This window comes from Neobacillus sp. BP17 (genome assembly GCF_059579525.1).
In genome coordinates, this window is the sequence record NZ_CM184198.1 from 3,682,033 (window position 1) to 3,708,385 (window position 26,353).

26 protein-coding genes and 3 rRNA genes are annotated in these 26,353 nt (G+C 40.5%); 5 read left to right on the plus strand and 24 right to left on the minus strand.

Annotated features, from left to right (window positions below):
• Window positions 1-95 precede the first annotated feature (95 nt).
• The 3 genes from AC4QJR_RS17745 to AC4QJR_RS17755 form a co-directional block, all read right to left on the minus strand.
• Window positions 96-761, minus strand: a complete 666-nt coding sequence (locus AC4QJR_RS17745) for an LbetaH domain-containing protein (RefSeq protein WP_496523730.1) — start codon at window positions 759-761, stop codon at window positions 96-98.
• Between the two features lie 138 nt (window positions 762-899).
• Complete coding sequence (locus AC4QJR_RS17750; RefSeq protein WP_496523731.1) at window positions 900-1,559, minus strand: PspA/IM30 family protein; 660 nt, start codon at window positions 1,557-1,559, stop codon at window positions 900-902.
• A 213-nt stretch (window positions 1,560-1,772) separates the two neighbouring features.
• Window positions 1,773-2,117: a lmo0954 family membrane protein gene (locus AC4QJR_RS17755; protein ID WP_496523732.1), complete on the minus strand. Its 345-nt coding sequence runs from the start codon at window positions 2,115-2,117 to the stop codon at window positions 1,773-1,775.
• 380 nt (window positions 2,118-2,497) lie between these two features.
• On the opposite strand from AC4QJR_RS17755, the gene AC4QJR_RS17760 reads away from it, so the two are divergent.
• The gene (locus AC4QJR_RS17760; protein WP_496523733.1) at window positions 2,498-3,088 is read left to right on the plus strand and encodes a guanylate kinase; all 591 of its coding nucleotides are present in this window, start codon (window positions 2,498-2,500) and stop codon (window positions 3,086-3,088) included.
• Between the two features lie 247 nt (window positions 3,089-3,335).
• Here the strand turns inward: AC4QJR_RS17760 and AC4QJR_RS17765 are convergent, their stop codons facing one another.
• The 5 genes from AC4QJR_RS17765 to AC4QJR_RS17785 all read right to left on the minus strand — a co-directional run bounded on the left by AC4QJR_RS17765 (window position 3,336) and on the right by AC4QJR_RS17785 (window position 6,009).
• Window positions 3,336-3,482 (minus strand): hypothetical protein, encoded by a 147-nt coding sequence (locus tag AC4QJR_RS17765; protein ID WP_180230251.1) that lies wholly within the window; start codon window positions 3,480-3,482, stop codon window positions 3,336-3,338.
• Window positions 3,483-3,518: 36 nt separating this feature from the next.
• The gene (locus AC4QJR_RS17770; RefSeq protein ID WP_257148630.1) at window positions 3,519-3,653 is read right to left on the minus strand and encodes a hypothetical protein; all 135 of its coding nucleotides are present in this window, start codon (window positions 3,651-3,653) and stop codon (window positions 3,519-3,521) included.
• Between the two features lie 138 nt (window positions 3,654-3,791).
• Entirely contained in the window at window positions 3,792-5,228 is a 1,437-nt protein-coding gene (locus tag AC4QJR_RS17775; protein ID WP_496523734.1) for a DHA2 family efflux MFS transporter permease subunit, read from the minus strand.
• Between the two features lie 201 nt (window positions 5,229-5,429).
• Entirely contained in the window at window positions 5,430-5,606 is a 177-nt protein-coding gene (locus AC4QJR_RS17780) for a DUF2187 family protein (protein WP_251463215.1), read from the minus strand.
• 121 nt (window positions 5,607-5,727) lie between these two features.
• Window positions 5,728-6,009, minus strand: a complete 282-nt coding sequence (locus AC4QJR_RS17785; RefSeq protein ID WP_251463214.1) for a hypothetical protein — start codon at window positions 6,007-6,009, stop codon at window positions 5,728-5,730.
• Between the two features lie 275 nt (window positions 6,010-6,284).
• Here AC4QJR_RS17785 and AC4QJR_RS17790 point away from each other — a divergent pair, with 275 nt between their 5' ends.
• Both AC4QJR_RS17790 and AC4QJR_RS17795 read left to right on the plus strand, forming a co-directional pair.
• A complete protein-coding gene (locus AC4QJR_RS17790; RefSeq protein ID WP_496523735.1) occupies window positions 6,285-7,106 on the plus strand; it encodes an HAD family hydrolase in 822 nt (273 codons plus the stop codon).
• Between the two features lie 127 nt (window positions 7,107-7,233).
• Complete coding sequence (locus AC4QJR_RS17795) at window positions 7,234-7,728, plus strand: SdpI family protein (protein WP_098576481.1); 495 nt, start codon at window positions 7,234-7,236, stop codon at window positions 7,726-7,728.
• A 57-nt stretch (window positions 7,729-7,785) separates the two neighbouring features.
• Here the strand turns inward: AC4QJR_RS17795 and AC4QJR_RS17800 are convergent, their stop codons facing one another.
• From AC4QJR_RS17800 to AC4QJR_RS17840, 9 genes are all read right to left on the minus strand, one after another.
• Entirely contained in the window at window positions 7,786-8,472 is a 687-nt protein-coding gene (locus tag AC4QJR_RS17800) for an LrgB family protein (RefSeq protein ID WP_098576495.1), read from the minus strand.
• Window positions 8,472-8,840: a CidA/LrgA family protein gene (locus tag AC4QJR_RS17805; RefSeq protein WP_251463211.1), complete on the minus strand. Its 369-nt coding sequence runs from the start codon at window positions 8,838-8,840 to the stop codon at window positions 8,472-8,474. Before AC4QJR_RS17805 ends, AC4QJR_RS17800 begins: the two co-directional genes overlap by 1 nt.
• A gap of 135 nt (window positions 8,841-8,975) precedes the next feature.
• The gene (locus AC4QJR_RS17810) at window positions 8,976-9,854 is read right to left on the minus strand and encodes a LysR family transcriptional regulator (protein ID WP_496523736.1); all 879 of its coding nucleotides are present in this window, start codon (window positions 9,852-9,854) and stop codon (window positions 8,976-8,978) included.
• Between the two features lie 83 nt (window positions 9,855-9,937).
• Entirely contained in the window at window positions 9,938-10,138 is a 201-nt protein-coding gene (locus AC4QJR_RS17815) for a cold-shock protein (RefSeq protein WP_026568674.1), read from the minus strand.
• A gap of 176 nt (window positions 10,139-10,314) precedes the next feature.
• Window positions 10,315-11,694 carry a branched-chain amino acid transport system II carrier protein gene (brnQ, locus tag AC4QJR_RS17820; protein WP_496523737.1) on the minus strand — a complete coding sequence of 460 codons (1,380 nt, stop codon included), beginning with the start codon at window positions 11,692-11,694 and terminating at the stop codon, window positions 10,315-10,317.
• 295 nt (window positions 11,695-11,989) lie between these two features.
• Window positions 11,990-12,679, minus strand: a complete 690-nt coding sequence (locus AC4QJR_RS17825) for a LytA/YqiH family protein (RefSeq protein WP_496523738.1) — start codon at window positions 12,677-12,679, stop codon at window positions 11,990-11,992.
• Window positions 12,680-12,859: 180 nt separating this feature from the next.
• Window positions 12,860-13,651: an HAD family hydrolase gene (locus AC4QJR_RS17830; RefSeq protein WP_496523739.1), complete on the minus strand. Its 792-nt coding sequence runs from the start codon at window positions 13,649-13,651 to the stop codon at window positions 12,860-12,862.
• A 113-nt stretch (window positions 13,652-13,764) separates the two neighbouring features.
• Window positions 13,765-14,958: a glucose-1-phosphate adenylyltransferase gene (locus AC4QJR_RS17835; protein ID WP_496523740.1), complete on the minus strand. Its 1,194-nt coding sequence runs from the start codon at window positions 14,956-14,958 to the stop codon at window positions 13,765-13,767.
• A 272-nt stretch (window positions 14,959-15,230) separates the two neighbouring features.
• The gene (locus AC4QJR_RS17840) at window positions 15,231-16,463 is read right to left on the minus strand and encodes a DUF438 domain-containing protein (protein ID WP_496523741.1); all 1,233 of its coding nucleotides are present in this window, start codon (window positions 16,461-16,463) and stop codon (window positions 15,231-15,233) included.
• 268 nt (window positions 16,464-16,731) lie between these two features.
• Between AC4QJR_RS17840 and AC4QJR_RS17845 the strand changes: the two genes are divergently transcribed.
• Window positions 16,732-17,709 carry a ring-cleaving dioxygenase gene (locus tag AC4QJR_RS17845; RefSeq protein WP_496523742.1) on the plus strand — a complete coding sequence of 326 codons (978 nt, stop codon included), beginning with the start codon at window positions 16,732-16,734 and terminating at the stop codon, window positions 17,707-17,709.
• 47 nt (window positions 17,710-17,756) lie between these two features.
• Here AC4QJR_RS17845 and AC4QJR_RS17850 read toward each other — a convergent pair whose 3' ends face one another.
• The 3 genes from AC4QJR_RS17850 to AC4QJR_RS17860 form a co-directional block, all read right to left on the minus strand.
• Window positions 17,757-18,395 carry a PspA/IM30 family protein gene (locus AC4QJR_RS17850; protein ID WP_496523743.1) on the minus strand — a complete coding sequence of 213 codons (639 nt, stop codon included), beginning with the start codon at window positions 18,393-18,395 and terminating at the stop codon, window positions 17,757-17,759.
• A gap of 23 nt (window positions 18,396-18,418) precedes the next feature.
• On the minus strand, window positions 18,419-18,763 hold the full coding sequence (locus tag AC4QJR_RS17855) for a lmo0954 family membrane protein (protein ID WP_098576490.1): 345 nt from the start codon (window positions 18,761-18,763) through the stop codon (window positions 18,419-18,421).
• A 153-nt stretch (window positions 18,764-18,916) separates the two neighbouring features.
• A complete protein-coding gene (locus AC4QJR_RS17860; RefSeq protein WP_496523744.1) occupies window positions 18,917-19,882 on the minus strand; it encodes a DUF1835 domain-containing protein in 966 nt (321 codons plus the stop codon).
• A 157-nt stretch (window positions 19,883-20,039) separates the two neighbouring features.
• Here AC4QJR_RS17860 and AC4QJR_RS17865 point away from each other — a divergent pair, with 157 nt between their 5' ends.
• Window positions 20,040-20,348, plus strand: a complete 309-nt coding sequence (locus tag AC4QJR_RS17865) for a hypothetical protein (protein ID WP_496523745.1) — start codon at window positions 20,040-20,042, stop codon at window positions 20,346-20,348.
• Between the two features lie 120 nt (window positions 20,349-20,468).
• On the opposite strand, the gene rrf is transcribed toward AC4QJR_RS17865, so the two are convergent.
• From rrf to AC4QJR_RS17885, 4 genes are all read right to left on the minus strand, one after another.
• Window positions 20,469-20,585 (minus strand): 5S ribosomal RNA (gene rrf, locus AC4QJR_RS17870).
• A gap of 78 nt (window positions 20,586-20,663) precedes the next feature.
• A 23S ribosomal RNA gene (locus AC4QJR_RS17875) occupies window positions 20,664-23,599 on the minus strand.
• A gap of 196 nt (window positions 23,600-23,795) precedes the next feature.
• Window positions 23,796-25,333 (minus strand): 16S ribosomal RNA (locus AC4QJR_RS17880).
• Together the 16S, 23S and 5S rRNA genes form the textbook arrangement of a ribosomal RNA operon.
• A gap of 447 nt (window positions 25,334-25,780) precedes the next feature.
• Entirely contained in the window at window positions 25,781-26,350 is a 570-nt protein-coding gene (locus tag AC4QJR_RS17885; protein ID WP_496523746.1) for a kinase, read from the minus strand.
• Window positions 26,351-26,353: the final 3 nt, after the last annotated feature.

Here is a 26,353-nt window from a genome sequence, read left to right on the forward strand (position 1 = left end):
CTTACTATAACAGAGACCGCCTATTAATGCAAACCTTCTACACGAAAGATTCTCTTGCAAGGTACAAATTTAATCCAACACGATTTTCAATATGATCAATACGATAAACCACATGTGCACCGATTTTCCCCAAAAACAATCGAATAGGCAGAAGGAAATTCTTGATTTACCCGCTGGACCTCACGGGCAAATTCGACTTCATTTTTTGGAACTTGGGATAAGGAATCCGCCTTTTTCTCCGAATCAATGTGAGCTCCGGGTGGGACAAAGCTGCCCGGTTTAAGTGTCACACCACCGGTAACAATGGCTCCGGAGGCAATGAAACTGCCCTCACCAATCCTGGCATGATAAACGATAGACTTAAATCCAATAAATACCTTTTGATCAATCTGACAAGGACCATGAATCAGCGCCCCGTGGGCACAGGATACCTCGTCCCCAATATAAATAGAGTATTTCTTGTGATTAATCTCTATCTGTTTGTTTTTTAAGCCATGCAGGATCACACCATCCTGTAAATTACAGTTGCTTCCGATATGAAATGGCGTCCCTTCATCTGCACGGATACTGACAAATGGGGCAATAAACGTATTACTGCGAATCGTGACATCGCCGACAATATAGGTGAACGGACTTAAAAAGACGGTTTTATTGATTTTTGGAAAAATGGGGGTTGGATTTGTTGATGTTGGAGGGTTTGCTCCGACATAGTAACTATACATATTAAAAGCACCATTTACATTATTGCGATAGTACCACAAAATATATTCCCCTTTCTGAGCATTGATTTCTTATTGATTCTCATACTACATATACGTAAGATAATAAGATTCATACCCATAATAGGGCCTTCCGTTCAACAAAAAGGCAGTGATCCCCAAATCACTGCCCTTTTCACGTTATTCTTTTGTTAGGTTCACAGATTGTTCGTCCTGCTTACCCCTTTCTTTTTCTAACTGCTCCATCCGTGCATCAATTGTGCTGTGGAAAAAGGAGTGGTTCACCTTTTGTTCTAATCGTTCCAAATAGTTTTCAATATCCTTAAACTTGGATGAAAATTGGTCCGGGACAGAACTGGATTCTGCAACTTGATTGATTTTGAGATTAGCCCGTGTGATATTTTCGCGTCCCATTAATTCCATCCGGCGCAGATGCATGTCTTTTAACTTATGTTTCATTTCATCGTGCTTTCTTTCTAATTCACTTAACTGCTCCGAAACTTGCGCAAGCGATGTCTTCAGACGTTCTGCACGCTCAGCATATTGCTGATGCTCTTTTGCTGCAAATTGGTAGAGTTCTGTTTCACCAGCGTTTGAAGCAATGTCTGCTTGGTACTTCCTTTTTTCCGCTCGCTCTGTTGCCTGATGATATTCTCGCGTAAATTCTTCCTTCAAACTTGCTTGGCGTTCGACTAGTTTACCAACTTTCTCTGTCTCTTGTTCACACTCACTAAGGTATTGATTTAGTAAAGCGATTGGACTTTGTTTTTCCTTGTGTTGACGCGTTTCATTCAAATCAGCAATAATAAGATCTTTAATTTTAGTCAATAAGTTTGCCATTTTCATTTTCCCCTTTGATTATTATTTTTTTGGCTGTGTTAAACTTGTCTGTTGATTTCCGTTTCAGGCACTTTGCTTTCCGCGGGCGTGCCGGGGAGCCTCCTCGTCGCTTTGCTCCTGCGGGGTCTCCCCTGCCCCGTACTCCCGCAGGAGTCTTCGTGCCTTCCACTCCAAACAACAGAGTACCAAAATAAACATTAACCTTTAACACAGTTATTTGTTTAATTCATTCCATTGTTTATCAAAATTTTCAAATGGGTCGGACTCTTTGTTCACTGGCGGCTTTTTATTTTTATTCCATTGTTTATAAACAAGAAATAGTACATAAGCTGCCCCTACCCCGATAAGAGCTGGGATATGGTGGATGGTTGCTGATAAGACAATTAAGCCGATGATGATTAACCCCACTTTCCACCCTGTAGATTCCGCCTTCAAAAACTGTTTATAAATGAAGTAAAGAATCGCTAAGCTGACAAGTAACCCCACCATTGGACCAATGGTTTTTAGTAAAATAAATGCTGCAATTACACCCACCAACAGCAAACCAAATTTTTTCATGCTATTATCCTCCTTCGTTTCACTTAACTTTTCATAACTTTATCTTGATTTCATCTTACCTTTTTTCATAGTGTTTCATAATTGCGCTTTAGCTTGATTTTTCACTACGACTTAAGACGTAGATATAAACGGACTACATTTGGTACAAAAAAAGCCCACACTAACTTTACCTTGAAAGTGAGTGTGAGCTTCAATTGATTTTCTTTGTATTTTAGTACTAAAGCATAGTCTTTTAAAAAATTGAAGAGTCAAACTTTTCTTTCTGCAACTTTTTGATATAATTAAAATATTACCAGTCCGACCAAATAATGGTGTAATACTAAAAAGCATTTGCCAATAGGTAGATTCTTTTTTATATAATCCATTTCAGGAGGTTATCTATGTATAATATTAAGAACAAGGAAAAGCTATTCATTTACACAGGACCAGATGGTTCAGGAAGAAAAACAGTTGCCAAAATGGTAGCGACCGCTTTTGACATGGAGACAGTCATCTCCTACACGACTCGCTCTCCTCGTCACTATGAAAAGAATGGGGAAGACTACCATTTTATTAATGAAGACACATTCAAAAAAATGGAAGAAAATCAGGAGTTTCTTGAATGTGTAGAAATCGATGGTATCCATTATGGTATTCGCGAAGAGGACATTGTTAAAGCATTCGAATCCCACAACCTCGTATACCTCACATTAAATCCCGAAGGAACCGAAAAATTAAAACAAATGTACGGTGATCGTGTCATGCGCTTTTTCATCTATGCCGACCGTGATACGGTTATTGAAAGACAGAAAGTACGACAAGATAATGATCAAGACATTGCTCGCCACATGGCCCATTATGATGAAACCATGAACTACAAAAATAGCTGTGAACACGTCTTTGAAAATTATGATTCGCCGCAGATTTCCTTTCAAGTTAGCGAAGTCATTGAGGATTTTCTTGAGAGAGGCTTTATCGTTACCGATTATTAAATAAAAAGAAAGGTGTCAGTGCTTGGTCGGTGCCTGACACCTTTCCTTTTTACTTGCTTTGTTAATTTTTCAAGTTCATTAAATACCGCTTCATTATCTTCTATTTTGTCAACTTAAATGAGGTGTTTATGTAGGTTATTACGCCATTTTTATTTACTACGAAAACTGAACGAATAACGAATCGCTGTTCCGCCTTTTTCGTTTAACACATAGTAACTTTTTACCGTTTCTTTAGCCCAAGCCTCATTTATTTCCCTTTTTTGCTGGTTGGGTCTTGAATCGGTACATGCATTGGCCGTTCAGGATAGGTACCCTTTCCTTCATCTGGTCCAGTAAGATCATTTCTTTGATCTAGAACTTTCCCGGAATACTCAATTGGATTATTCTTCGGCATTTTCTCACCTCCTATTGATAACCTCCATTAACTCCCTTAGCTTTTCTTATTTTGCAATTTAAGTTTCTGCTCGGCTTCACTCATATTCGGATTGCTTCGGGGCCGGCTTTTGTTTAACGCCTTTTTTAATTCAATTGCAGCATCATCGCCTGTATTGTATTTTTGGTCCATTTTGTTCCCTCCTTTTGGTTTTATTATGAACCTAATCAGAAGGTTCATTCCCTGATCTAATGACATGCCAAATGAAAAGAACTCTGAAAAACAAATTACCTTTGTTTTTCAGAGTTCTTGTTTGGTTAATAAATCAATCTACTCCTGCAATTTAACTTTTACCTTCTTTTGTCGCTTTCCATCCCCTTCTGTCTGAGGGTTATTTTTTATAAAAAAGGAAAGAATGAGGGCTAATAGTGACAGGATGGATATGACCATAAACGCGACATTGGCTCCATACATATCTGGATTGGAAATCTCTGGGCGTGTCTGGGCATTTTCCGCTGTGGTCGTCATAACCGTGACAAGGATAGCAGTACCAACAGAGGCTGCAATCATTTTCATCGTATTATCCACGGCCGCTCCATGGGGGATTAATTGTTTGGGTAACTGGTTCAAGGCAGATGTTGCGACCGGCATCATTACCATCGAAAAGCCAAACATTCTGACCCCGTATAAAACAGTAATATAGGTCATTGTCGTCGAAGGACCCAAATTCGTAAAAGCAAACGAAGATGCAGTCATAATTGTTAAACCAATCATTACTAACCATCTCGCGCCGATTTTATCAAACACTCTCCCAATAATTGGTGCCATCAATCCACTGATTAGCGCACCAGGTAATAGTGCGATGCCTGCCTCCACAGCCGTAAATTCGCGCATCCGCTGCATAAATAAAGGGATAATCGTTTCTGCCCCAATCAATCCCATAAAGCCAATCATACCAATGATAATGGCAAATGGAAAAATGGAATACTTAAATACACCGAATTCAAGCATGGGATGTTTAAGCTTTAACTGCCTGGTAATAAATAGAAGCAGTGACAATCCACCAATTCCTAAAGTTAAAAGCGTGGTCGGGTTTGCCCATCCATAATTTCCTGCACAAGTAAACCCATACAACAAGCCGCCAAAACCTAGTGTAGATAACACGATGGAAATAACATCCATTTTCGGTTTTGATACCTCAGTTACATTTTTTAAAGCAAAGAACGCAACAAGAATATCTATAAGAGCAATTGGCAAAATGATAAAAAACAGGACTCGCCATGAATATTGTGAGGTAACCCATCCTGACAGTGCCGGACCAATTGCCGGCGCAAAGGATATGACTAGACCGACCAGCCCCATGGCGGCACCCCGTTTATTGACTGGAAAAATCATCAGAAATACCGTTGTCATTAAGGGAAGCATAATCCCTGCCCCGCCAGATTGTATAATCCTTCCTAATAGAAGTAGTTCAAAATTAGGTGCAACTCCGCCTACAAGGGTTCCAACAGCAAAAATACTCATCGCCGTAAGAAACAACTGCCTTGTTGTAAACCGCTCTAATAGAAATGCACTAATCGGAATCATGATTCCATTAACTAACATGAAAACGGTTGTCAGCCATTGCGCACTGTTAGCGGTTATATTCATTTCCTCCATAATTGGAGGTATCGCTGTAATCATCAAAGTTTGATTTAAAATAGCAATAAAAGTTCCTGCAAGCAAAAGCGCAACAATCGTCGACTGCTTATTATTTGTAATCGCCATCTATCCATCCCCCGTTCCCTTTTATTTCTTTATGATGGTGAGCTCCACCATTAGCCTTTGAAAAAAACGTACTTTTACAGATTAACTGATTTATCCATAATGTGCCAATTAAATGCTCTTTGTTTTTAGCCGCCGTCTATTGCACCCCTGCCACAAAAAAGAGCCCTTTCCCCACTAATGGAAAGAACTCCTAATTTACGCTTACTTCTTAATTTTGTAATTTTTATGGTTGACTATGGTTGTCAGAGGCTCATCTTTCTCCTTCGAGAATCCATATTGGACCATAACAGAATTTTCCCTTATCCCAGAAACGACACCTTCAAGGTTTTTTCCATCCCGTTGAAAGGAAATTGTATCGCCTAACTTAGCCGTTGCCATTCCATCACCTCGACAATATCGTATCCATAAATTCCCGAAAACATACTTTTCAAATGATGGATTATTGCAAGAAAACAAGAATTTGCATGTTCAGGAGGCTATGTTATTTTTTATGAAACCACTAATGTGCCATCGTACCCGCTAAGATCATATCGTTAATGGTCTTTCTAAACCCCCATATAATATCAGATAACATCTCCAGGTCAATATCAACTTCTTTAATGTCCCAATAATTTTCATTTTTTCGGTGATAGGTAAAATTCCCCTCTGGATACTTCATAATCGTAAGTGTACCTTTTGGACTTAACGTGTTTAATGTAAGATAATACTTCGTACCATCCTGGTGAGCATATCTCTCAAAGTCATGAAGAAATCCAGTTATTTCACTAATTCTCAATATCATCACAATTCACTCCCGATCTCTTATTCTTAAAAACAATCTGTGAAAAAGTAACGTGAGGAATGGGACAGTACACTTCACCAATAAGGTTATTGTATTGATTATAGAAGGAAAAAAATGTTATATCAACTAAAATGTTAAATATTCAAGCATCATTTCCTGATTATTGGTGTCAGGCACCACTATTTCTCATTTAACTATAAAATTTGGAATCCCATTTTTGTGTGTAAATCTGATATAGTTGTCTTTATGATGGAATGGAAAGGAATTTTGATATTATGAAATGTATTTCAATTGATTTAGACGGTACATTATTAAACTCGCAGCATGAAATTTCTGTGGAGAATGAGAAAGTTTTAAACGAATTAAAGGCTCAAGGTCACTGCCTTATTTTGAATACAGGACGGGCTTACGCAGATGTCATTAAATTAAAAGCTGTTCAAAATATGGAGATTCCGATCTTTTGTATCAATGGGTCCGTTTTATATTCAGAAACTAGAGAATTAATGTATGAGGCTGTCTTACCTATTTCCACCTACAAAAATATTTTGGAGAAACTGAAAGGACTAGGTGTAGGCATTCTTGTTTACACGAATTATGGAGGTTTTCCTTCCACATTGCCGCCATTACACGGCAAAAGTAAACAGGAGTTGGATGAACTTTTTCAAACATTTAATTATGATACAATTCTTGAAAAAGACAATCTAAAAATCTATAAACTTATTGCTTTGGTCCATCTTGACCAAGTAGAAGAAATTGAAAAAGTTAAAGCCGCCTTAGATGGGAAATTTGATATTTCTATGGCTTCTTCTTTTCCAAACAATGTGGAAATGACCTCGAGTGAAGCCCATAAGGGAAAAGCATTATTACGATACCAGCAAATGATGAATCTTTCTTTTGAGGAAATTATTGCCTTTGGTGACGGCGGTAATGACCTTGCCCAGTTTGAAGTCGCAACCACGTCTGTTGCAATGGGGAACGCCCCTGCCCTTGTTCAACAAAAAGCCGATATTATCACAAAAACTAATGACGAAGATGGTTTTTCCTATGCTGTTCGCGAACTCTTACAGTTATTAAATGCTAAAGAAACAATCTTATGATGAAAGATTTCACTTTATCATTTGATTTTGCACAATTTGTCGGTTAATTTTCTTACCATCTGTTAGACTTGTTCAGTCATTTAACATAGTGGAAAGCATACCCTTCTTACTAAAGGAGGGATTTTTTTTGAACAGAGAATTCGCAAATAAAACGTCATCCAGATCTTCTGGTATTTTTGGACTTATTTTTTGTTTTATTGGAATTGGATTCATGTTTATTAACGTATTAATTGGATCAATTATCGTTATTATTGCCCTCGTCATATTTCTAATTATGTATTTCTTTGGCAATGACACCACGGTTATTTGTCATGAAAAAGGGTTTACTGTCACCATCGCGAACCAAAGAAAAGGGACAATTGTTAATGAGTATACATGGGAAGACGTAACGGACACCCTTTATTATGAGAAAGAATCGGCAGGTGAAAATAATACCACCACATGTTATTTTCAAGTAAAAACAGAAAAGGGCATCGCCTTTAATGTATATCAGATGAAAAACTTCCATGAACTTATTGAACTCTTTAACCAAAATACACCCCACCTTGCATACTTTTGGGAAAAACCAACAGGCAGACTCAAAACTAGCTATCAAAAACAAACACGTGTCCCAAATCATTAGGAAAAGGTGTCAGGCGCCATGTGAAAAATTCACATGGTGCCTGACACCTTTATATTTTCAGACAGTAAAATGCATTAGTGGTGGTATGAGAAGAGCACCCCAAATTAAGGTAATTAATGCTGCGAAGATCATGGCAAGGGATGAGAAGGTTGCTTCTTGTTTCCCGTATTCAAACGCTTTGTTTGTTCCTGCTCCATGGGCACCCATGCCTAATGCAAGGCCTTTGGCGATGGGTGTTTTAATGGATAGCCCTTTGATCACCGATGGCCCAACAATGCTGCCAATAATCCCCGTTAAAATGACGAAAACCGTTGTTAAGGTTGGCAGACCGCCAATTTCTTTTGAAACCTCAATGGCAATCGGCGTTGTAATCGACCTTGGAAGCATCGATGTGATAAAGTCATATTTTAAGTGAAACAATTTCGACAAACCAAAAGTAGAAAAGATCGCCACAAGTGAGCCAGAGGTGATACTGATGATAATCGTACCCACATATTTTTTAATAATCTTTAAGTGTTTATAAATCGGTACAGCAAACGCAACTGTCGCTGGTCCCAATAAATGTGACAGCCATTTTGTATCCTCTAGGTATTGATTGGCTGAGACATGCGTTACGGAAATCAATATAATTAATAAAATAGGGGCCAGCAATAAAGGATGGAAAAGGAACAGACTCCATTTTGAATGAACCTTCTTCGAAAGTCGGTAGACAAGAAATGTTACAATCGTAAATAAAAACATCATCAATGCTGCTCACTCCTTTTCCTACCCGTTATTCTTTCAGCAATTAGTGCGGTAATTCCCATAACAATAATCGTACTAATCCCTATCAAACCGACAATTTCTGCCCCTTCAACACTAAGTATTTCATCATAATTGACAATTCCCACCGCTGATGGGACAAAGAAAAGCAACAGCTCGGCTAACAGCCAATTTGCTCCTTTTTCCACCCATTCCAATTTGATTATTTTGATGTAGAGCGCGAGAAATAGAAGGCACAGGCCGAACATAGACGCAGGAATAGGAAGTGGAATTACCTCTTTCAGTGACGCGCCGAGAAATAAGAATACATGTAAAAATAATACCTGTAAGATGATAACTCCAAGTTTCATCGAAAAAATCCCTCCATAATGCAAAAAAGGAGCTAATAAACTCCTTTTCATTCCTAAATTAACTATAGAGTATATCGTACGCTGATTTCCGTCATTCGTAAAATACATATATCGAATAGTTTACATAACTTAAAGTTATAATGGATCTTTTAAGATAAAATCAATGAAGGTTCGACCCGCGTTAGAGATATAGCGGTCTTTCTTGGTTAGAACCGCAAGCCTCCATAAAATCGGTTGTTCAAGGTCGATAATCCTAATATCTGGGTTAAATGCCCGGTTACAAATAGATTGTGGAAGAATCGTAATTCCGAGGTTGGCAGCTACCATTTCTGTCATCAAGTCCCACTGAGAACTCATAAATAAGATATTGGGTTCAAAACCGGCAGCAATGAAATGATTCCTCATAATTTGATTAAGAGCAAATTCTTCGTGGTAAAAAATAAACTCCTCATTCCTTAATTCCTTAATATCGACTACATTATGCCTTGCTAAATGATGTTCTTTGTAAACCAGCAGCTTCATTTCTTCTTCCACGATGGGGTACACATCAAATTGCTGTTCATCAATAGGGAGAACTGCTACACCTAGCTCGAACTCTCCTTCCTCGACACTTTTTACCACTCTTGCTCCACCATACTCAGTAATATTCAGTACTATATTTGGATAGGAATGATGAAACTTCGCGATTACCCTTGGAAAAAATAAACTGCCTATAAAAGGGGGCAGCCCAATATCGATCTGCCCTCTAGACAGGTTCGTTATATCATTTAAGGTTGTTTTCATTTCAGATAGAATTCCAGCTATTCTCTGCGCATATTCTAAAACAATTCTTCCTGCATCAGTTAGGTCACTCGTCTTATTGGTCCGAATAATCAACGTCATCCCTAGCTCTTCCTCTAACGCCCGGATTGACTTACTAATGGCTGGCTGTGAGAGATGCATGCTTTCTGCCGCTTTTGTTATACTTTTATGCTTAGCCACTTCCATGAATAATTGTAATTGCCTTAATTCCAACACTTCCACCTCTGAAAATTTGATTATTTCATTTAAACACAAAAAAGACCCTCATAAGAGAGTCTTTTATTATTTAGGTTCAATTATGCTTTACGAACGTTAGTAGCTTGTGGTCCACGTTGACCTTGTTCTACTTCAAATGTAACTGCTTGACCTTCGTCTAAAGTTTTGAAACCTTCGCTTTGGATAGCTGAGAAGTGTACGAATACATCGTCTCCTGCTTCGCGTTCGATGAATCCGAAACCTTTTTCTGCATTAAACCATTTTACTTTACCTTGTTCCATTGTTGTTTCCTCCTCGTGTGCTTGGCACACATTGTGTTACTATCCTTGCTCAGTTCTTTAAGACAGAAAGTTTAGCACTTATTATCCTACAACTAACAAAAATAATTCTTCTTAACTATAACAGAAAAATGACAGGAATGCAAATAGTTATTTTCGAGGAAGAGTGTTTTTGTATGTTATAAGAAACTTTCAGTTTTGTTTTTTACACGAATCGTTGTAAAATTCTTCACATTGACGATGATTCCAGTAATGATGATCGTAACCAAAACTGGCAGGAACCATCCGAGCCCATTGTGATAAAAAGGCAAGAATTGATCATAAAACGAAACAATCTTCGCAAGCCAGCCGAAATATTCAATCCCAAGCAGATCGCAGAGAGTTTTAAAACCATCTATGGTACTAATCATAAAGGTGACAATAATGACAGCTGCATAAACAATTCGTGAGTGGTTAAATAGTTTCGACAAAAATGTCAGCAGCATTAACGCAATCGCCAAAGGGTATAGCAACATTAATACCGGAATGGAAAAATTAATGATATTCGATAAACCAAAGTTGGCAATCACAAATGAAACGACTGAAAAAAGCAACACCCACATTTTGTAACTGACTTTAGGAAGCAGCGTATGGAAGTATTCACCGCACGCTGACATTAAGCCAATGCTCGTAGTTAGACAAGCGAGCAGGATAATAACCGACAACATCACCGTTCCGATTGATCCAAAATAATAAGTAGATGCCTTCCCTAAGACAGGACCTCCTGTTTCAAACAGACCGAATGCACTTGTGCTCGTCGCCCCTAAATAGGCAACACCCACATAAATGATTCCAAGGAAAATGGTTGCAATCAACCCAGATTTAGCTGAAGCTGATAGGATTCCTCGAGTAGTTGTAACACCCATTGAACGAATAGAATTGATGACGATGATCCCAAATACAAGTGATGCAAGAGCATCCATCGTATTATAACCTTCCATAAATCCTTTCATAAACGCTCCGTCAGCATAAGCCGCTTGTGGCGCTTCAATAGAACCGAGCGGTTTGACAATAACCATGACTAATAAGATAAAAATTAATACAATAATCGCAGGAGAAAGAATTTTCCCGACCCGATCGACTAGCTTGGCTGGGTTTAACGAAAACCATAATGTCACGATAAAAAAGAGCAATGTAAACACAAATAAGCCAACTTGTCCATAACTTTCGCTAACAAACGGGGCTATTCCGATATCGTAGGCGACTGCGCCTGTCCTTGGTGCGGCAAAAAATGGCCCAATCGTTAAATAAAGAACAGAAGTAAATATCACCCCATAGAGCGGGTGGACACGGCTTGCAAGTTCCTCTAAGTTCTTACTACCTGAGAAACCAATTGCAAGAATTCCTAAAAAAGGGAGCCCAATTCCAGTAATTAAAAATCCAGTAATGGCCATCCAAACGTTAGAACCTGCATTCTGACCAAGTGCCGCTGGAAAAATTAAATTGCCAGCCCCGAAAAATAGAGCAAATAGCATAACTCCTATAACGAAATACCTTGAAAATGGTAATTTATTCTGCATTTTATTACTCCTACCTAAATTGTTTCTATGTTTAGCTTTTAATATATTCCGAGAATTATATTACTATCCTTACAAATTAATATCAACCTATTTTTAAGATTTATTAGATAATTTCGACAGGAATAAAATACCTTTATAAAACAAATTTACTTGATTTTTCAAAACAAGAAAAAGATGCCAAATGATTCTAACCAATTTTGAAGTTCTATTCTGAGATAACAAATATTCACAATTAAGAAAACAAAAAGACCTCTATCCAACTGTCGGCAAAGATCTTTTTGATTACCTCTAGCATTTATGGAGTCCCTGTAACAAATTTATGAATCAACTTTTGTCCGGTCTCATTTTCTGTGTATAAAAATGATACTTGTTTACCTTCATTAAGCTGCGATAATTGCTTGATAGCTTCCTCTGTTAGCTGAAAGGCTACCTTTTTACCCTTGATATCAATTTCAATTGAATGAGGATCCATTTGACCTACAAGCACTCCGCTCCCCTCGCTAAATGAATTTTTAACGAGTAATTCGGTTACCGCTTTGGCTTCTTCTTCTTTTGCCGTTAAGAACACTTCTATTTTATAGCGGCCATTTGGGAGGTTTGAGATGGTAAATTTTTTAACAATTTCTTGATTACTACCTAACTCTAATACTTTTATCGCATGGGTTGACATGACTTCATCTGAATATTGTTTAACTTTCTTCCCTTGTAAATCATAAACAATATAATCTGCCTCTAATCCGCTAGGAAACGTCAGCTTCTGGGACTTGTTTGAAAGATTTTTAACCTTGTACTTAATAATCATTGAATTGTTCTCAGACTTCGTTTCGATCGTAGGATGAAATTTAGCAGCTATCTCATATTCTTCTGGGGTTTCAGTCTTCGTCCCTTCTGCACTCCCCTTAGGAACAGAATTTGTTCCACACCCTGCTATAAGCCCAATCACCAATGTTGAACAAAGAATAGAAAACCATTTAATATTTCGCATTTTTCCTCTCCTTTTCAAAAAGCAATTTGGTGGTCTTAGCCATATAGTCGCCGAAAAGGAGAACAAAGTTACATCTTTACTAAATATTTTAAGTTCGACAATTTCCATTAAAACCAAAAAAATTGCCATAAATATAGGATACCCCCCTACATCTACAGCAATTTTTTAAGAATATGTGTTTTATTTCGACTTCAATTCCTCTAATAAAGGAAAAAGTTCTTCTAAATGTTTAATCTCAAAAGTAGGAATAACTTCATTTCTCGCTTTGTCATGTCGGTTAATCCAGACTGTCTTGATTCCTGCTCGATTCGCACCAAGAATATCGGTCATCAGATTATCCCCTACCATAATGACCTCATCCTTATCAACCGACAATAACTCAAGTGCGTGTTCAAAAATGGTCGGGTCAGGTTTCCCTCTGCCAAAATCCCCCGATATAACAATGTGGTCAAAATAGGGAACAAGTTCCGGTGTAATCTCCAATTTTGTTTTTTGAAGATCTGGTGAACCATTGGTTAATAATAGCAGTTGATAATTTCCTTTTAACCTATCTAGAATTTTAAAAGATTCCTCATATACAAAAGGTAATTTCCTGCGTTCCTGAGGAAAACGTTCCGCCAGCTCCAAGCCAAAATCAGCGTCGTCTACTCCCATTGCTTTCAAACCCGTTGTCCAAGCATCTTTCCGGTAGACAGGCATCATTTCCTTCATCTTTCTAAAGTCATCTTGATCATCTAAAAAATTCCCCCACAGCCCTTCAAACGGATTGATGCCAATCATTTGCGTGAAAGGGTAAAATTCATAGCTGGCATAAATACTTCTCGCAGCTTCTCGAACGGCCTCTTCTAGTTGATCCACATTAAGCCCATACCGCTCCTCTGCCACTTTACACGTAGCAACAAAAGCTTCCTTAACACTTTTTTGATCCCAAAGCAGTGTATCATCTAAATCAAAAAAAATCGCTTTAACCATCGTAATCTTCCCCTTGTCCAAGATATATTTTACTAGTTTACCATTTTACAAATAAAAAATATATCATTCTGAATTTTTTATTATTTTATTTTAAAAGGGAAGGTTTCCGATTTTTAGGATGATATTGTCAATACATTGTTTTTGGACGTTGTTTCGTGAAGGGCAGGATCCACGGTCACATTATTTCCGACAACTATTAAATGGATGTCCGGATCCTTTGAGACAAGGATGACACCTTTCTTAATCACTGTTTGGCTGCCTATGACCGCATTTTCAATCCAAGCGTTCTCTTCAACAATGGTATTAGGCAGGATAACAGCATTCTTGATTCGCGCCCCCTTTCCAACCTTCACCCCGCTAAACACAACAGATTTTTCGATAGTCCCGTATATTTCACAGCCTTCACTTAGTAAACTTTGTTGAGCCTTTGCGGATTGATCCAAATATAAAGGGTCCGCATTATGTTCGACCGTATGGATTTTCCACTCCGGATTTTGCAGAAAAATGTTTGTCTCCTTATTTAAAAGATCTAAATTAGCATCCCAAAAACTCCAAACGGTCCCCACATCTTTCCAATAGTTGTTGAAATAATAGGCATAGAGCCCTCGTCCATCACACAGCATTGAAGGAATGATATCCTTACCAAAGTCTCGATTTGTAATTTCTTTTTGCTCCTCTTGCAGCAAGTATTCTTTTAACACTGGCCATTTGAAAATATAAATACCCATTGATGCCAAATTCGTCGTCGGATGTTCTGGTTTTTCTTCAAAATCGATAATTTTATAGCTTTCCTTCTCCATTTTTATGAGTCCAAAGCGGCCGGCGTCTTCCCACGGAACTTCAACGACAGCAATCGTACAATCCGCGTTCGTTTCAATATGCTGTTCAAGCATTAAAGAATAATCCATTTTATAGATTTGGTCTGCAGAAAGAATCAGAACATGCTCTGGCTTTTGCTGCTCGATAAATTCAATATTTTGAAAGACAGCATGGGAAGTTCCTTCATACCATTCTACTCCAGAGTTATTGCGTTGAAATGGTGGGAGAATCGTCAGGCCCCCGTGACGATTATACAAGTTCCAATAGCTGTAATGACCAAGATGTGAATGCAGCACATAGGGCCTGTATTGCGTTAAAATGCCAACCATCTCAATTCCGGAATTCAGACAATTACTTAAAGCAAAATCAATGATACGGTACTTCCCGCCAAAGGGGACTGCTGGTTTCACTAATGACTTTGTCAGCAGGTTTAACCTTGTTCCCTTCCCGCCTGCCAATAACAAAGCAATCCATTTTTGTTTTTTCATTGTTACCCTCCTCGAAAATTAGTTCCTAACATGTGCACATCTATAACATCTTCCTCTACTTTTATTATCTCCGTTTTCTTCCAGTTTTCCGTTGAACCTGTTACAGCTTTGTGAAAGTGACCAGCTTTTTTATCGACACAAACTGTAAGCAAACTCAAATATTAGCAAGTATTGTCGTAATTTTAAAAACTGAATAGTTCCCATAACAAAAAAACTGCCATTTCTTGACGATTACCTCGACATTGAAATGACAGTTCTTTTTATATATGCTCTTAATTTAAGATTCGTTTCTCTCCTTCAATTGCTTTGATCGGATCAATATTCTGGGTAAATTCAAGCGTGCCGATATAGTTTCCGTTCTCATCACGAACCGCAAAGTAGCGAATATAAACATATTTATCCTTGAACTTAATCCAAAAATCTTCACAGTCCTTTTTGCCAGACTTAAAGTCTGCCAACAACGCCTCTACAACATGGACACTTCTTGGAGGGTGACAGTTTTGGACAGTTCGGCCAATGACGGCTTTCGTCCGCGCGAAAATTCTTTCCTTCCCGTGTGAGAAATAACGGACCACATCATCCTGATCAATAAACGTGATATCCACTGGTAAATGGTTTAATAACAACTCCAGCTGCTTTAAGGAAAGAATCCCTGTTTCCATCTTAATATACCCTTCAGAGATGGCCTTTTCTTCCAAGGCCTTTCTCTCCGGCCTCCAAACCTCGGCAGAATCGATCAGGCAAAAACCAATTTCATCACTTTCATGGGCGATTTTAACCCATTCATCTTCCGTAAAATTATTTAAGGCCATTGGGAAAAGGATGTTCTCTTCCTTATAAATCATCCCTGCTACTTCTTGAATGACATAATTTACAACGGCAATAATAGCTTCCTTATCGCCTTGATAATTAACAAGTTTCTGCCTGCAATCCTTAATCGCGTCCCGAATGAAATCATCAATTCTCCACATATTGGTGGTTGGACCGAAAATCCCGTACTTTTCTAAATAGGGAAAAATCAAATTCTCTTTACGGCTATAATGCTTTTCAATATCCAGCAATAGATTGATATCTTCCATTAGTTTGTAAATATTCTCTGTAGAATCTTCCTTCATAAATTTCTCCAAATGGACCTGAAGCTTCTTCGATAACAATTTATCTATTTCTTGATTCTCACGCTTAAAAGTATGAACGGGATGCCCAGGCTGTTCTTCTAATCTTCCGTTTTGGGTTCCATCTTCCACAATCGCTCCTTGAAAAATAGCTGAATGCTGATGATAGAGATGTTGTAGTTCTTTCGCAGAAATACTTCCCTCTTCGACAAAATCATGTTGGAGCTGTGTAATCTCTTCAATGGTTATTTTTCCAATCAATGCATCAAAGTGGGCTTTAACCTCGTCCAAGTTTCTTCCTTGATGAAGATCGACAAACAGTTGTTTTAATATACTTAAGCGTTCTGAATTTGATTTAGTCAGTTGTTCACGATTATTAATGATTTCACTCATAATAGGATTCTCCTTCATTGTGGCAAAATACTTTTGATATTTGTTCTCATTAGTAACTTACCACTTCCGAAAATCCTTGTTAGTGATTAACATCATTAGTAACAAGCTAATTGTGAAAATTTTAGGAACGAACTTTTGACAGCAAAGTTATTTCATGTTATATTTATTTCGAATTAAAGATAAATTAATTCAAGATAATATTCCATTTAATCTTAAAAGATACTATGAAAATAAATGCTAATTATAGAGGGAAATGGGAGGAACAACAATGAATGGATTAAAAGGTATACATCACGTGACCGCGATTACAAGCAGTGCGGAAAAAAACTATGAATTTTTCACATATGTATTAGGGATGCGCTTAGTCAAGAAAACAGTTAACCAGGATGATATTCAAACCTATCATTTATTCTTTGCTGATGATGTTGGCAGTGCAGGAACCGATATGACCTTTTTCGATTTTCCAGGGATTCCGAAAGGAGTTCATGGGACCAACGAAATTTCCAAAACATCCTTCCGTGTCCCAAGTGACGCGGCGATTGAGTATTGGGTGAAACGTTTTGATCGTTTAGGGGTAAAACATACAGGGATTAAAGAACAATTCGGTAAAAAAACCCTGTCGTTTGTGGATTTTGATGACCAGCATTATCAATTGATTTCAGATGAAAATAATCAAGGGATTGCAGCCGGTACCCCATGGCAAAAAGGGCCTATACCATTAGATTATGCTATTACAGGATTGGGTCCGATCTTTGTTCGTGTCGCAAATTTCGACTACTTTAAAGAAATGATGGAAAAAGTACTCCTCTTTAAAGAAATAGCAAATGAAGGTTCATATCATTTATTTGAAGTGGGTGAAGGCGGAAATGGTGCACAAGTGGTTGTCGAGTATAATGCGATCCTCCCTCAAGCCCGCCAAGGCTTCGGGACCGTCCATCATGCGGCTTTCCGTGTCGAAGATCGGTCTGTCTTAGAAGAATGGATTGGACACATGGAAAGCTTCGGCTTCCAAACGTCAGGGTTCGTCGATCGTTTCTTCTTCGGTTCCTTATATGCAAGAGTGGCACCACAAATACTGTTTGAGTTTGCAACCGACGGTCCAGGATTTATGGGCGACGAGCCTTACGAAACATTAGGCGAAAAATTATCTTTACCGCCATTCTTAGAACCCAAACGGGAACAAATTGAGAGTATGGTTCGTCCAATTGATACGACTAGAAGTACCAAGGAATTCATTAAAGAATAAAACAAAGAGCGAGGCAACGATGCCCCGCTCTTTGTTCATTTAAAAACTTATGAAATCGTTTCTTTTTTCATTTCTTTTTCTAATTGTGCGACGCGCGCATCAATTGTACTGCGGTAAAATGAGCTGTTCACTTGGTGCTCTAAGCGGTCAAGATAGTTTTCGATTTCCTTAAACTTTGAGTATGATTTATCAGAGTATGAATGGGAATCGAGCACTTGGTTAATTTGAAGATTCGCGCGAGTCACATTTTCTCTGCCCATTAATTCCATTCTGCGAAGATGCATATCTTTCACCTTATGCTTCATTTCCTCATATTTTCTTTCTAAATCACTTAACTGCCCATTAACTTGTTCTAGGGAAGTACGTAAACGATTTGCTCGATCGGTATATTGCTGCTGCTCGGCGGCGGCGAACTGATATAACTCATTTTCCCCTGCTTTTGATGCAATTTCGGCTTGGTATGTTCTTTTTTCTGCTAACTCTTCTGCATGCTGTAATTCTCTTTGGAATTCATCTTTCAAGACATACTGGCGCTCCAACAACTTTCGCACCTTTTCGGTCTCTTGTTCACATTGGCGAAGGTATTGATTAAGAAGAGCAATTGGATTTTTCTTCTCCTTGTGATCAATCGCCTCGTGTAAATCTGCTGTAATCGTGTTTTTAATTCTTGTAAATAAGTTTGTCATGTTATTCTCTCCTTTTTTTGTTTTTATTTCTTTAATTCATTCCATTGCTTTTCAAAATTAATGAATGGATCTGATTCCTCTTTTTCAAAAATCACCTTGCTGCTATTCCATTTTTTGTAGACTAGGTACAGCACATAGGCAGCTGCAACACCAATGATGGCAGGAATATTGTGTAGAGAAGCGATCAGGACAATCCCCCCGATAATCGCTAAGCCAATTTTCCAACCAGTTGATTCTGTTTTTAGGAATTTTTTGTAGATGAAATATAACAGCACTGCACTTACAATCAGACCTAGCATCGGACCAATTGTTGAAAGCAGGACGATTGCTGCAATCCCACCTGCTAAAAGTAAACCGAATTTTTTCATTTTGTTTTCCTCCTTTGTTTATCTTGATATCATCTTACCTTTTTTCCCTGATTATCATAATTGCGCCTACGCTTGATTTTTCACTCGGTCTAAAGACGTAGAAAGGGTCAGTCCGTTACAACTTTATGTGTTGTGAAGGACTGACCCTAATATTTAATATTCAGCTTTATTAATAAGCCTTTTTCCATTCCAGAACCATATATCCTCTTTTAAATAGACCCCGCCAAGCCACCAATCTCGTTCATAAAATTCAAAGGACGTTTTTCTTCCATATAAAACGTCTAAACCATTGGAAGTTAACCTAAGTTTGGCTAACGGCTCTGGGTTCTGATAGTCAGGAAGTGGATTATCACATTCCAACAATGGGTATGGGCCATTCACCAGTTCGTTTAGCATAGCTGCAAAATAAAGATCACTTATACCATCGTTACTTCTTTTTTGTGTAATGACTTGGAACAATTCCGTAAGGGGGCAAGTATTTTTATCAAGATAATTAATAACGAAGGTTTCTACTTCATTTAAACCTGTTTGTATTGAAGGAAAGAAGCTTAAATGAGTTTGTAATGCTTGTTTAAAAAAAGGTAATTTTTGCTTTGAGGCTTCAATCCAAGTTTCAATCTCCATGGGATTCTTTGATGTATATGCTTGCCAGCCCGTAATTGCCTCTTTTATTTGCTCATCTGAAATGGGTTGTTTTTTATGAAAAAGTTCTTCCAACTGATGTGAAGCTAATTGCCCAAGGCCATAAAATGGCTCTTCCCCCTCATACTCATTAATGGTCACCATTGATAAATTCTTCATTTCTTTTTTTGAGAGTTCATTGAGTAAATACATTAACATCGTTTGATCATATCGATCGTGCTCAAACCAGAGAACGATTTCTGTCTCCTTTGGAATCTCAGAAAGAAATCGATTTTGGTCTTTACAATTCTGGATGAATAACGCAGCTGGAATCGCTACCTTTTTTTCAAAAAAATCGGCTCGACAACTAATCCATTTTTCACCGGAAATGTCATGAGAGAGTGGACCAAAATCATACATTTCCCGCCAAACCAGAACATCTCCTGGAAGATTTCCAATCTTATTCCCCACCACATCCCCATTCACAATATGTATCATAGCAATATACCTCCGTTGTGACTAGCATAAATCTATTTTAGCATGGAAATACATATATCCTTCTAATATATGTATGGACCTGTAGTTTGCTAAGAAAGGATTGCATATTAGTGATTGCCTATGCATATCGTTTTAAGACGGGAAAAGGAGTGATGTTATGCTTAGTATCGAAGCAACCAGGAAAATTGAGAGTATTGCCCATCCAAAAGTCCAAAACATCGTGAGGACTTGTGTGGAACAAGGATGTCAATTCAAGCCACATCCAAGTAATCCTAACTTAGTAAATTTATTTGACCCTGTTCGCAGGAAAAATATTATTGGTGATTTAAATCTTTTAAGTGAAAGAGGCTATTTTACTTTGGAAGTGGAAAATGGGCGTTTCAAGACTTTCCGAAATGAAGTGTTGGGATTGGATATCGATCGTGATGATTTTGAATATAAGGTATTACGTCGTTTGAGGCGATAATTTCATTATATAAAGATACTAAAAAGGACAATGAATTTTAACTCATTGCCCTTTTTTACTTAACCGTTAAAAAATATGAAAAACAAAAAAGACAACCTTTTTTCAGATTGTCCTTTTCGTGCCCGGCAACGTCCTACTCTCACAGGGACGCGTGTCCCAACTACCATCGGCGCTGAGAAGCTTAACTTCCGTGTTCGGTATGGGAACGGGTGTGACCTTCTCGCTATTGCTGCCAGACTATTTGGTTGAGGTTTCATTCCCTCAAAACTAGATAATGTAGAAGAAGTTTTTGTAAACTCTGAGTTCACCTTAAAAATGGTTAAGTCCTCGAACGATTAGTATCAGTCAGCTCCACGTGTTACCACGCTTCCACCTCTGACCTATCAACCTGATCATCTTTCAGGGTTCTTACTAGCTTGCGCTATGGGAAATCTCATCTTGAGGGGGGCTTCATGCTTAGATGCTTTCAGCACTTATCCCGTCCGCACATAGCTACCCAGCGATGCTCTTGGCAGAACAACTGGTACACCAGCGGTGCGTCCATCCCGGTCCTCTCGTACTAAGGACAGCTCCTCTCAAATTTCCTGCGCCCACGACGGATAGGGACCGAACTGTCTCACGACGTTCTGAACCCAGCTCGCGTACCGCTTTAATGGGCGAACAGCCCAACCCTTGGGACCGACTACAGCCCCAGGATGCGATGAGCCGACATCGAGGTGCCAAACCTCCCCGTCGATGTGGACTCTTGGGGGAGATAAGCCTGTTATCCCCGGGGTAGCTTTTATCCGTTGAGCGATGGCCCTTCCATGCGGAACCACCGGATCACTAAGCCCGACTTTCGTCCCTGCTCGACTTGTAGGTCTCGCAGTCAAGCTCCCTTGTGCCTTTACACTCTGCGAATGATTTCCAACCATTCTGAGGGAACCTTTGGGCGCCTCCGTTACTTTTTAGGAGGCGACCGCCCCAGTCAAACTGCCCACCTGACACTGTCTCCCACCCCGATCAGGGGTGCGGGTTAGAATTTCAATACAGCCAGGGTAGTATCCCACCGACGCCTCCACGCAAGCTAGCGCTCACGTATCTCAGGCTCCTACCTATCCTGTACAAGCTGTACCAAAATTCAATATCAGGCTACAGTAAAGCTCCACGGGGTCTTTCCGTCCTGTCGCGGGTAACCTGCATCTTCACAGGTACTATAATTTCACCGAGTCTCTCGTTGAGACAGTGCCCAGATCGTTACGCCTTTCGTGCGGGTCGGAACTTACCCGACAAGGAATTTCGCTACCTTAGGACCGTTATAGTTACGGCCGCCGTTTACTGGGGCTTCGATTCAGAGCTTCGCTTGCGCTAACCCCTCCTCTTAACCTTCCAGCACCGGGCAGGCGTCAGCCCCTATACTTCGCCTTGCGGCTTCGCAGAGACCTGTGTTTTTGCTAAACAGTCGCCTGGGCCTATTCACTGCGGCTCTTCGAGGCTATTCACCTCAAAAAGCACCCCTTCTCCCGAAGTTACGGGGTCATTTTGCCGAGTTCCTTAACGAGAGTTCTCTCGCTCACCTTAGGATTCTCTCCTCGCCTACCTGTGTCGGTTTGCGGTACGGGCACCTTTTATCTCGCTAGAGGCTTTTCTTGGCAGTGTGGAATCAGGAACTTCGGTACTAAATTTCCCTCGCTATCACAGCTCAGCCTTATGTGAGAGGCGGATTTGCCTGCCTCTCAGCCTAACTGCTTAGACGCGCATATCCAACAGCGCGCTTACCCTATCCTCCTGCGTCCCCCCATTGCTCAAACGATAAAGAGGTGGTACAGGAATATCAACCTGTTATCCATCGCCTACGCCTTTCGGCCTCGGCTTAGGTCCCGACTAACCCTGAGCGGACGAGCCTTCCTCAGGAAACCTTAGGCATTCGGTGGATGAGATTCTCACTCATCTTTCGCTACTCATACCGGCATTCTCACTTCTAAGCGCTCCACCAGTCCTTACGGTCTAGCTTCAACGCCCTTAGAACGCTCTCCTACCACTGACATCAGAGATGTCAATCCACAGCTTCGGTGATACGTTTAGCCCCGGTACATTTTCGGCGCAGAGTCACTCGACCAGTGAGCTATTACGCACTCTTTAAATGGTGGCTGCTTCTAAGCCAACATCCTGGTTGTCTAAGCAACTCCACATCCTTTTCCACTTAACGTATACTTTGGGACCTTAGCTGGTGGTCTGGGCTGTTTCCCTTTTGACTACGGATCTTATCACTCGCAGTCTGACTCCCACGGATAAGTCTTTGGCATTCGGAGTTTGTCTGAATTCGGTAACCCGATGAGGGCCCCTAGTCCAAACAGTGCTCTACCTCCAAGACTCTTACTACGTGAGGCTAGCCCTAAAGCTATTTCGGAGAGAACCAGCTATCTCCAAGTTCGATTGGAATTTCTCCGCTACCCACACCTCATCCCCGCACTTTTCAACGTGCGTGGGTTCGGGCCTCCATCCAGTGTTACCTGGACTTCACCCTGGACATGGGTAGATCACCTGGTTTCGGGTCTACGACCACATACTCATACGCCCTATTCAGACTCGCTTTCGCTGCGGCTCCGTCTCTTCAACTTAACCTTGCATGGGATCGTAACTCGCCGGTTCATTCTACAAAAGGCACGCCATCACCCATGAACGGGCTCTGACTACTTGTAGGCACACGGTTTCAGGAACTATTTCACTCCCCTTCCGGGGTGCTTTTCACCTTTCCCTCACGGTACTGGTTCACTATCGGTCACTAGGGAGTATTTAGCCTTGGGAGATGGTCCTCCCTGCTTCCGACCGGATTTCACGTGTCCGGCCGTACTCAGGATCCACTCAGGAGGGAACGAAGTTTCGACTACAGGGTTTTTACCTTCTTTGACGGACCTTTCCAGGCCGCTTCATCTACCCCGTTCCTTTGTAACTCCATGTTGAGTGTCCTACAACCCCAAGAGGCAAGCCTCTTGGTTTGGGCTATGTCCCGTTTCGCTCGCCGCTACTCAGGGAATCGCGTTTGCTTTCTCTTCCTCCGGGTACTTAGATGTTTCAGTTCCCCGGGTATGCCTTCCATACCCTATGTATTCAGGTAAAGATACTGTTCCATTACGAACAGTGGGTTCCCCCATTCGGAAATCTCCGGATCAAAGCTTACTTACAGCTCCCCGAAGCATATCGGTGTTAGTCCCGTCCTTCATCGGCTCCTAGTGCCAAGGCATTCACCGTGCGCCCTTTCTAACTTAACCTAAAAGGTTATTCTCTTAACTTAATAAGAGAGAAAACTAAAATGGCGATTACTCGATGTTTACTTTGCTTCTTCATTACGATTATCTAGTTTTCAAAGAACGATTAGTTTGAGAGAATTGCACTCTCAAAACTAAACAAACAAAGATCGCGAACAAACTGTTTTGTCTGGCTCACAAGTCCAGCTTATATCCTTAGAAAGGAGGTGATCCAGCCGCACCTTCCGATACGGCTACCTTGTTACGACTTCACCCCAATCATCTGTCCCACCTTAGGCGGCTGGCTCCTTGCGGTTACCCCACCGACTTCGGGTGTTACAAACTCTCGTGGTGTGACGGGCGGTGTGTACAAGGCCCGGGAACGTATTCACCGCGGCATGCTGATCCGCGATTACTAGCGATTCCGGCTTCATGCAGGCGAGTTGCAGCCTGCAATCCGAACTGAGAATGGTTTTATGGGATTGGCTAAACCTCGCGGTCTTGCAGCCCTTTGTACCATCCATTGTAGCACGTGTGTAGCCCAGGTCATAAGGGGCATGATGATTTGACGTCATCCCCACCTTCCTCCGGTTTGTCACCGGCAGTCACCTTAGAGTGCCCAACTAAATGCTGGCAACTAAGATCAAGGGTTGCGCTCGTTGCGGGACTTAACCCAACATCTCACGACACGAGCTGACGACAACCATGCACCACCTGTCACTCTGTCCCCCGAAGGGGAAAGTCCTATCTCTAGGAGTGTCAGAGGATGTCAAGACCTGGTAAGGTTCTTCGCGTTGCTTCGAATTAAACCACATGCTCCACCGCTTGTGCGGGCCCCCGTCAATTCCTTTGAGTTTCAGCCTTGCGGCCGTACTCCCCAGGCGGAGTGCTTAATGCGTTAGCTGCAGCACTAAAGGGCGGAAACCCTCTAACACTTAGCACTCATCGTTTACGGCGTGGACTACCAGGGTATCTAATCCTGTTTGCTCCCCACGCTTTCGCGCCTCAGCGTCAGTTACAGACCAGAAAGCCGCCTTCGCCACTGGTGTTCCTCCACATCTCTACGCATTTCACCGCTACACGTGGAATTCCGCTTTCCTCTTCTGCACTCAAGTCCCCCAGTTTCCAATGACCCTCCACGGTTGAGCCGTGGGCTTTCACATCAGACTTAAAGGACCGCCTGCGCGCGCTTTACGCCCAATAATTCCGGACAACGCTTGCCACCTACGTATTACCGCGGCTGCTGGCACGTAGTTAGCCGTGGCTTTCTGGTTAGGTACCGTCAAGGTACCGGCAGTTACTCCGGTACTTGTTCTTCCCTAACAACAGAGCTTTACGACCCGAAGGCCTTCATCGCTCACGCGGCGTTGCTCCATCAGACTTTCGTCCATTGTGGAAGATTCCCTACTGCTGCCTCCCGTAGGAGTCTGGGCCGTGTCTCAGTCCCAGTGTGGCCGATCACCCTCTCAGGTCGGCTACGCATCGTCGCCTTGGTGAGCCGTTACCTCACCAACTAGCTAATGCGCCGCGGGCCCATCTGTAAGTGTCAGCCGAAACCGACTTTCAGCTTTTCCTCATGAGAGGAAAAGGATTATCCGGTATTAGCACCGGTTTCCCGGTGTTATCCCAGTCTTACAGGCAGGTTGCCCACGTGTTACTCACCCGTCCGCCGCTAGACTCCGAAGAGTCTCGCTCGACTTGCATGTATTAGGCACGCCGCCAGCGTTCGTCCTGAGCCAGGATCAAACTCTCCAATAAGATGAGACTTCCATCGTGGGGTGTTTTCCCCCGCGATGGTTAGTCGAATCGATCGGGTATTTACGGGCAGTTTATCCGTTAGGATATTACTGCTCGTTAATAAGCGAGAAAGTTGATTAGCTCATTTGTTACGTTGGCTCATGTTCTTACTATTACAGAAGAAACACGATAGTTATTGTTTGTTTGCACGATTTTGTTTGTTTAGTTTTCAAAGAACAAACCCACTCCGGTAAGAAGCGACAAAAAATATTATACTATAATTCTCACAAACAAGTCAACATTATTTTAAAATCAGAATGTTAATTATTCAAAAATGTTTACCTGCTCGAAGAGAACTTTCTTATAGTAACATGTTGGTTGAGTAAAGTTCAATGAGAAATTTTTCCAGTAAACTAAAAAGGGCTGTGATTCGCAAACCACAACAGCCCTTATGTCCTTTTATTTTTATTATAACTTTATCTTTTTCCATTCCTCATATAAGGATGGGTTTAATTCCTTCACATGTCCTAAGAACTCATCTAAATAACCAAGTTTTTTTAATCCAGTGAATAATTTGGTCGGGACAAACCTTACAGTAGTCATTGCCCTCTTGTGATCGATCACTTTAATTTCTCCCAGCTCATTAAAAAAAATGTGCCGAACCTCGGTGTCAAGTCTAGCAAAACCAACCTTTTTTAATTCTGCTAGCATGAATAATATCTTCATGACGATTAGTTTGGAAAGTTGCTTCTCCCTTTTTAAGTAGGCTTTTAGATTCCCTCCATTCACTAATTCCATTACAATATAATTGGATCCATATTCATAGAGACGGGGGATAACGGAACTTGATTGTCCTATTTGTAGAGCATCTAACTCTTTTTTTTGATTGTCTTCATTAACATATACTTTGACACACTTCTCAGGTGACAATTGAAAGACGGACCCATCTGCACCTTTTCCAAGCATTGGAAAACCGTTCAAATCTTGTAACGTTATTTTGCCATTATTTTTGGCTGCTATTTTATTAAAATCATTCATTTC

Bases quoted from the DNA above. Each gene is read 5' to 3' on its own strand.
- brnQ (WP_496523737.1), bottom strand. From the start codon at position 11,694: ATGCAGAATAAATTACCATTTTCAAGGTATTTCGTTATAGGAGTTATG.
- AC4QJR_RS17815 (WP_026568674.1), bottom strand. From the start codon at position 10,138: ATGGAACAAGGTAAAGTAAAATGGTTTAATGCAGAAAAAGGTTTCGGA.
- AC4QJR_RS17770 (WP_257148630.1), bottom strand. From the start codon at position 3,653: ATGGACCAAAAATACAATACAGGCGATGATGCTGCAATTGAATTAAAA.
- AC4QJR_RS17780 (WP_251463215.1), bottom strand. From the start codon at position 5,606: ATGGCAACGGCTAAGTTAGGCGATACAATTTCCTTTCAACGGGATGGA.
- AC4QJR_RS17760 (WP_496523733.1), top strand. From the start codon at position 2,498: ATGTATAATATTAAGAACAAGGAAAAGCTATTCATTTACACAGGACCA.
- AC4QJR_RS17775 (WP_496523734.1), bottom strand. From the start codon at position 5,228: ATGGCGATTACAAATAATAAGCAGTCGACGATTGTTGCGCTTTTGCTT.
- AC4QJR_RS17755 (WP_496523732.1), bottom strand. From the start codon at position 2,117: ATGAAAAAATTTGGTTTGCTGTTGGTGGGTGTAATTGCAGCATTTATT.
- AC4QJR_RS17805 (WP_251463211.1), bottom strand. From the start codon at position 8,840: ATGAAACTTGGAGTTATCATCTTACAGGTATTATTTTTACATGTATTC.
- AC4QJR_RS17800 (WP_098576495.1), bottom strand. From the start codon at position 8,472: ATGATGTTTTTATTTACGATTGTAACATTTCTTGTCTACCGACTTTCG.
- AC4QJR_RS17825 (WP_496523738.1), bottom strand. From the start codon at position 12,679: ATGCGAAATATTAAATGGTTTTCTATTCTTTGTTCAACATTGGTGATT.
- AC4QJR_RS17855 (WP_098576490.1), bottom strand. From the start codon at position 18,763: ATGAAAAAATTCGGTTTACTTTTAGCAGGTGGGATTGCAGCAATCGTC.
- AC4QJR_RS17835 (WP_496523740.1), bottom strand. From the start codon at position 14,958: ATGAAAAAACAAAAATGGATTGCTTTGTTATTGGCAGGCGGGAAGGGA.
- AC4QJR_RS17790 (WP_496523735.1), top strand. From the start codon at position 6,285: ATGAAATGTATTTCAATTGATTTAGACGGTACATTATTAAACTCGCAG.
- AC4QJR_RS17785 (WP_251463214.1), bottom strand. From the start codon at position 6,009: ATGATATTGAGAATTAGTGAAATAACTGGATTTCTTCATGACTTTGAG.
- AC4QJR_RS17750 (WP_496523731.1), bottom strand. From the start codon at position 1,559: ATGGCAAACTTATTGACTAAAATTAAAGATCTTATTATTGCTGATTTG.
- AC4QJR_RS17765 (WP_180230251.1), bottom strand. From the start codon at position 3,482: ATGCCGAAGAATAATCCAATTGAGTATTCCGGGAAAGTTCTAGATCAA.
- AC4QJR_RS17845 (WP_496523742.1), top strand. From the start codon at position 16,732: ATGAATGGATTAAAAGGTATACATCACGTGACCGCGATTACAAGCAGT.
- AC4QJR_RS17850 (WP_496523743.1), bottom strand. From the start codon at position 18,395: ATGACAAACTTATTTACAAGAATTAAAAACACGATTACAGCAGATTTA.
- AC4QJR_RS17840 (WP_496523741.1), bottom strand. From the start codon at position 16,463: ATGAGTGAAATCATTAATAATCGTGAACAACTGACTAAATCAAATTCA.
- AC4QJR_RS17860 (WP_496523744.1), bottom strand. From the start codon at position 19,882: ATGATACATATTGTGAATGGGGATGTGGTGGGGAATAAGATTGGAAAT.
- AC4QJR_RS17885 (WP_496523746.1), bottom strand. From the start codon at position 26,350: ATGAATGATTTTAATAAAATAGCAGCCAAAAATAATGGCAAAATAACG.
- AC4QJR_RS17830 (WP_496523739.1), bottom strand. From the start codon at position 13,651: ATGGTTAAAGCGATTTTTTTTGATTTAGATGATACACTGCTTTGGGAT.
- AC4QJR_RS17865 (WP_496523745.1), top strand. From the start codon at position 20,040: ATGCTTAGTATCGAAGCAACCAGGAAAATTGAGAGTATTGCCCATCCA.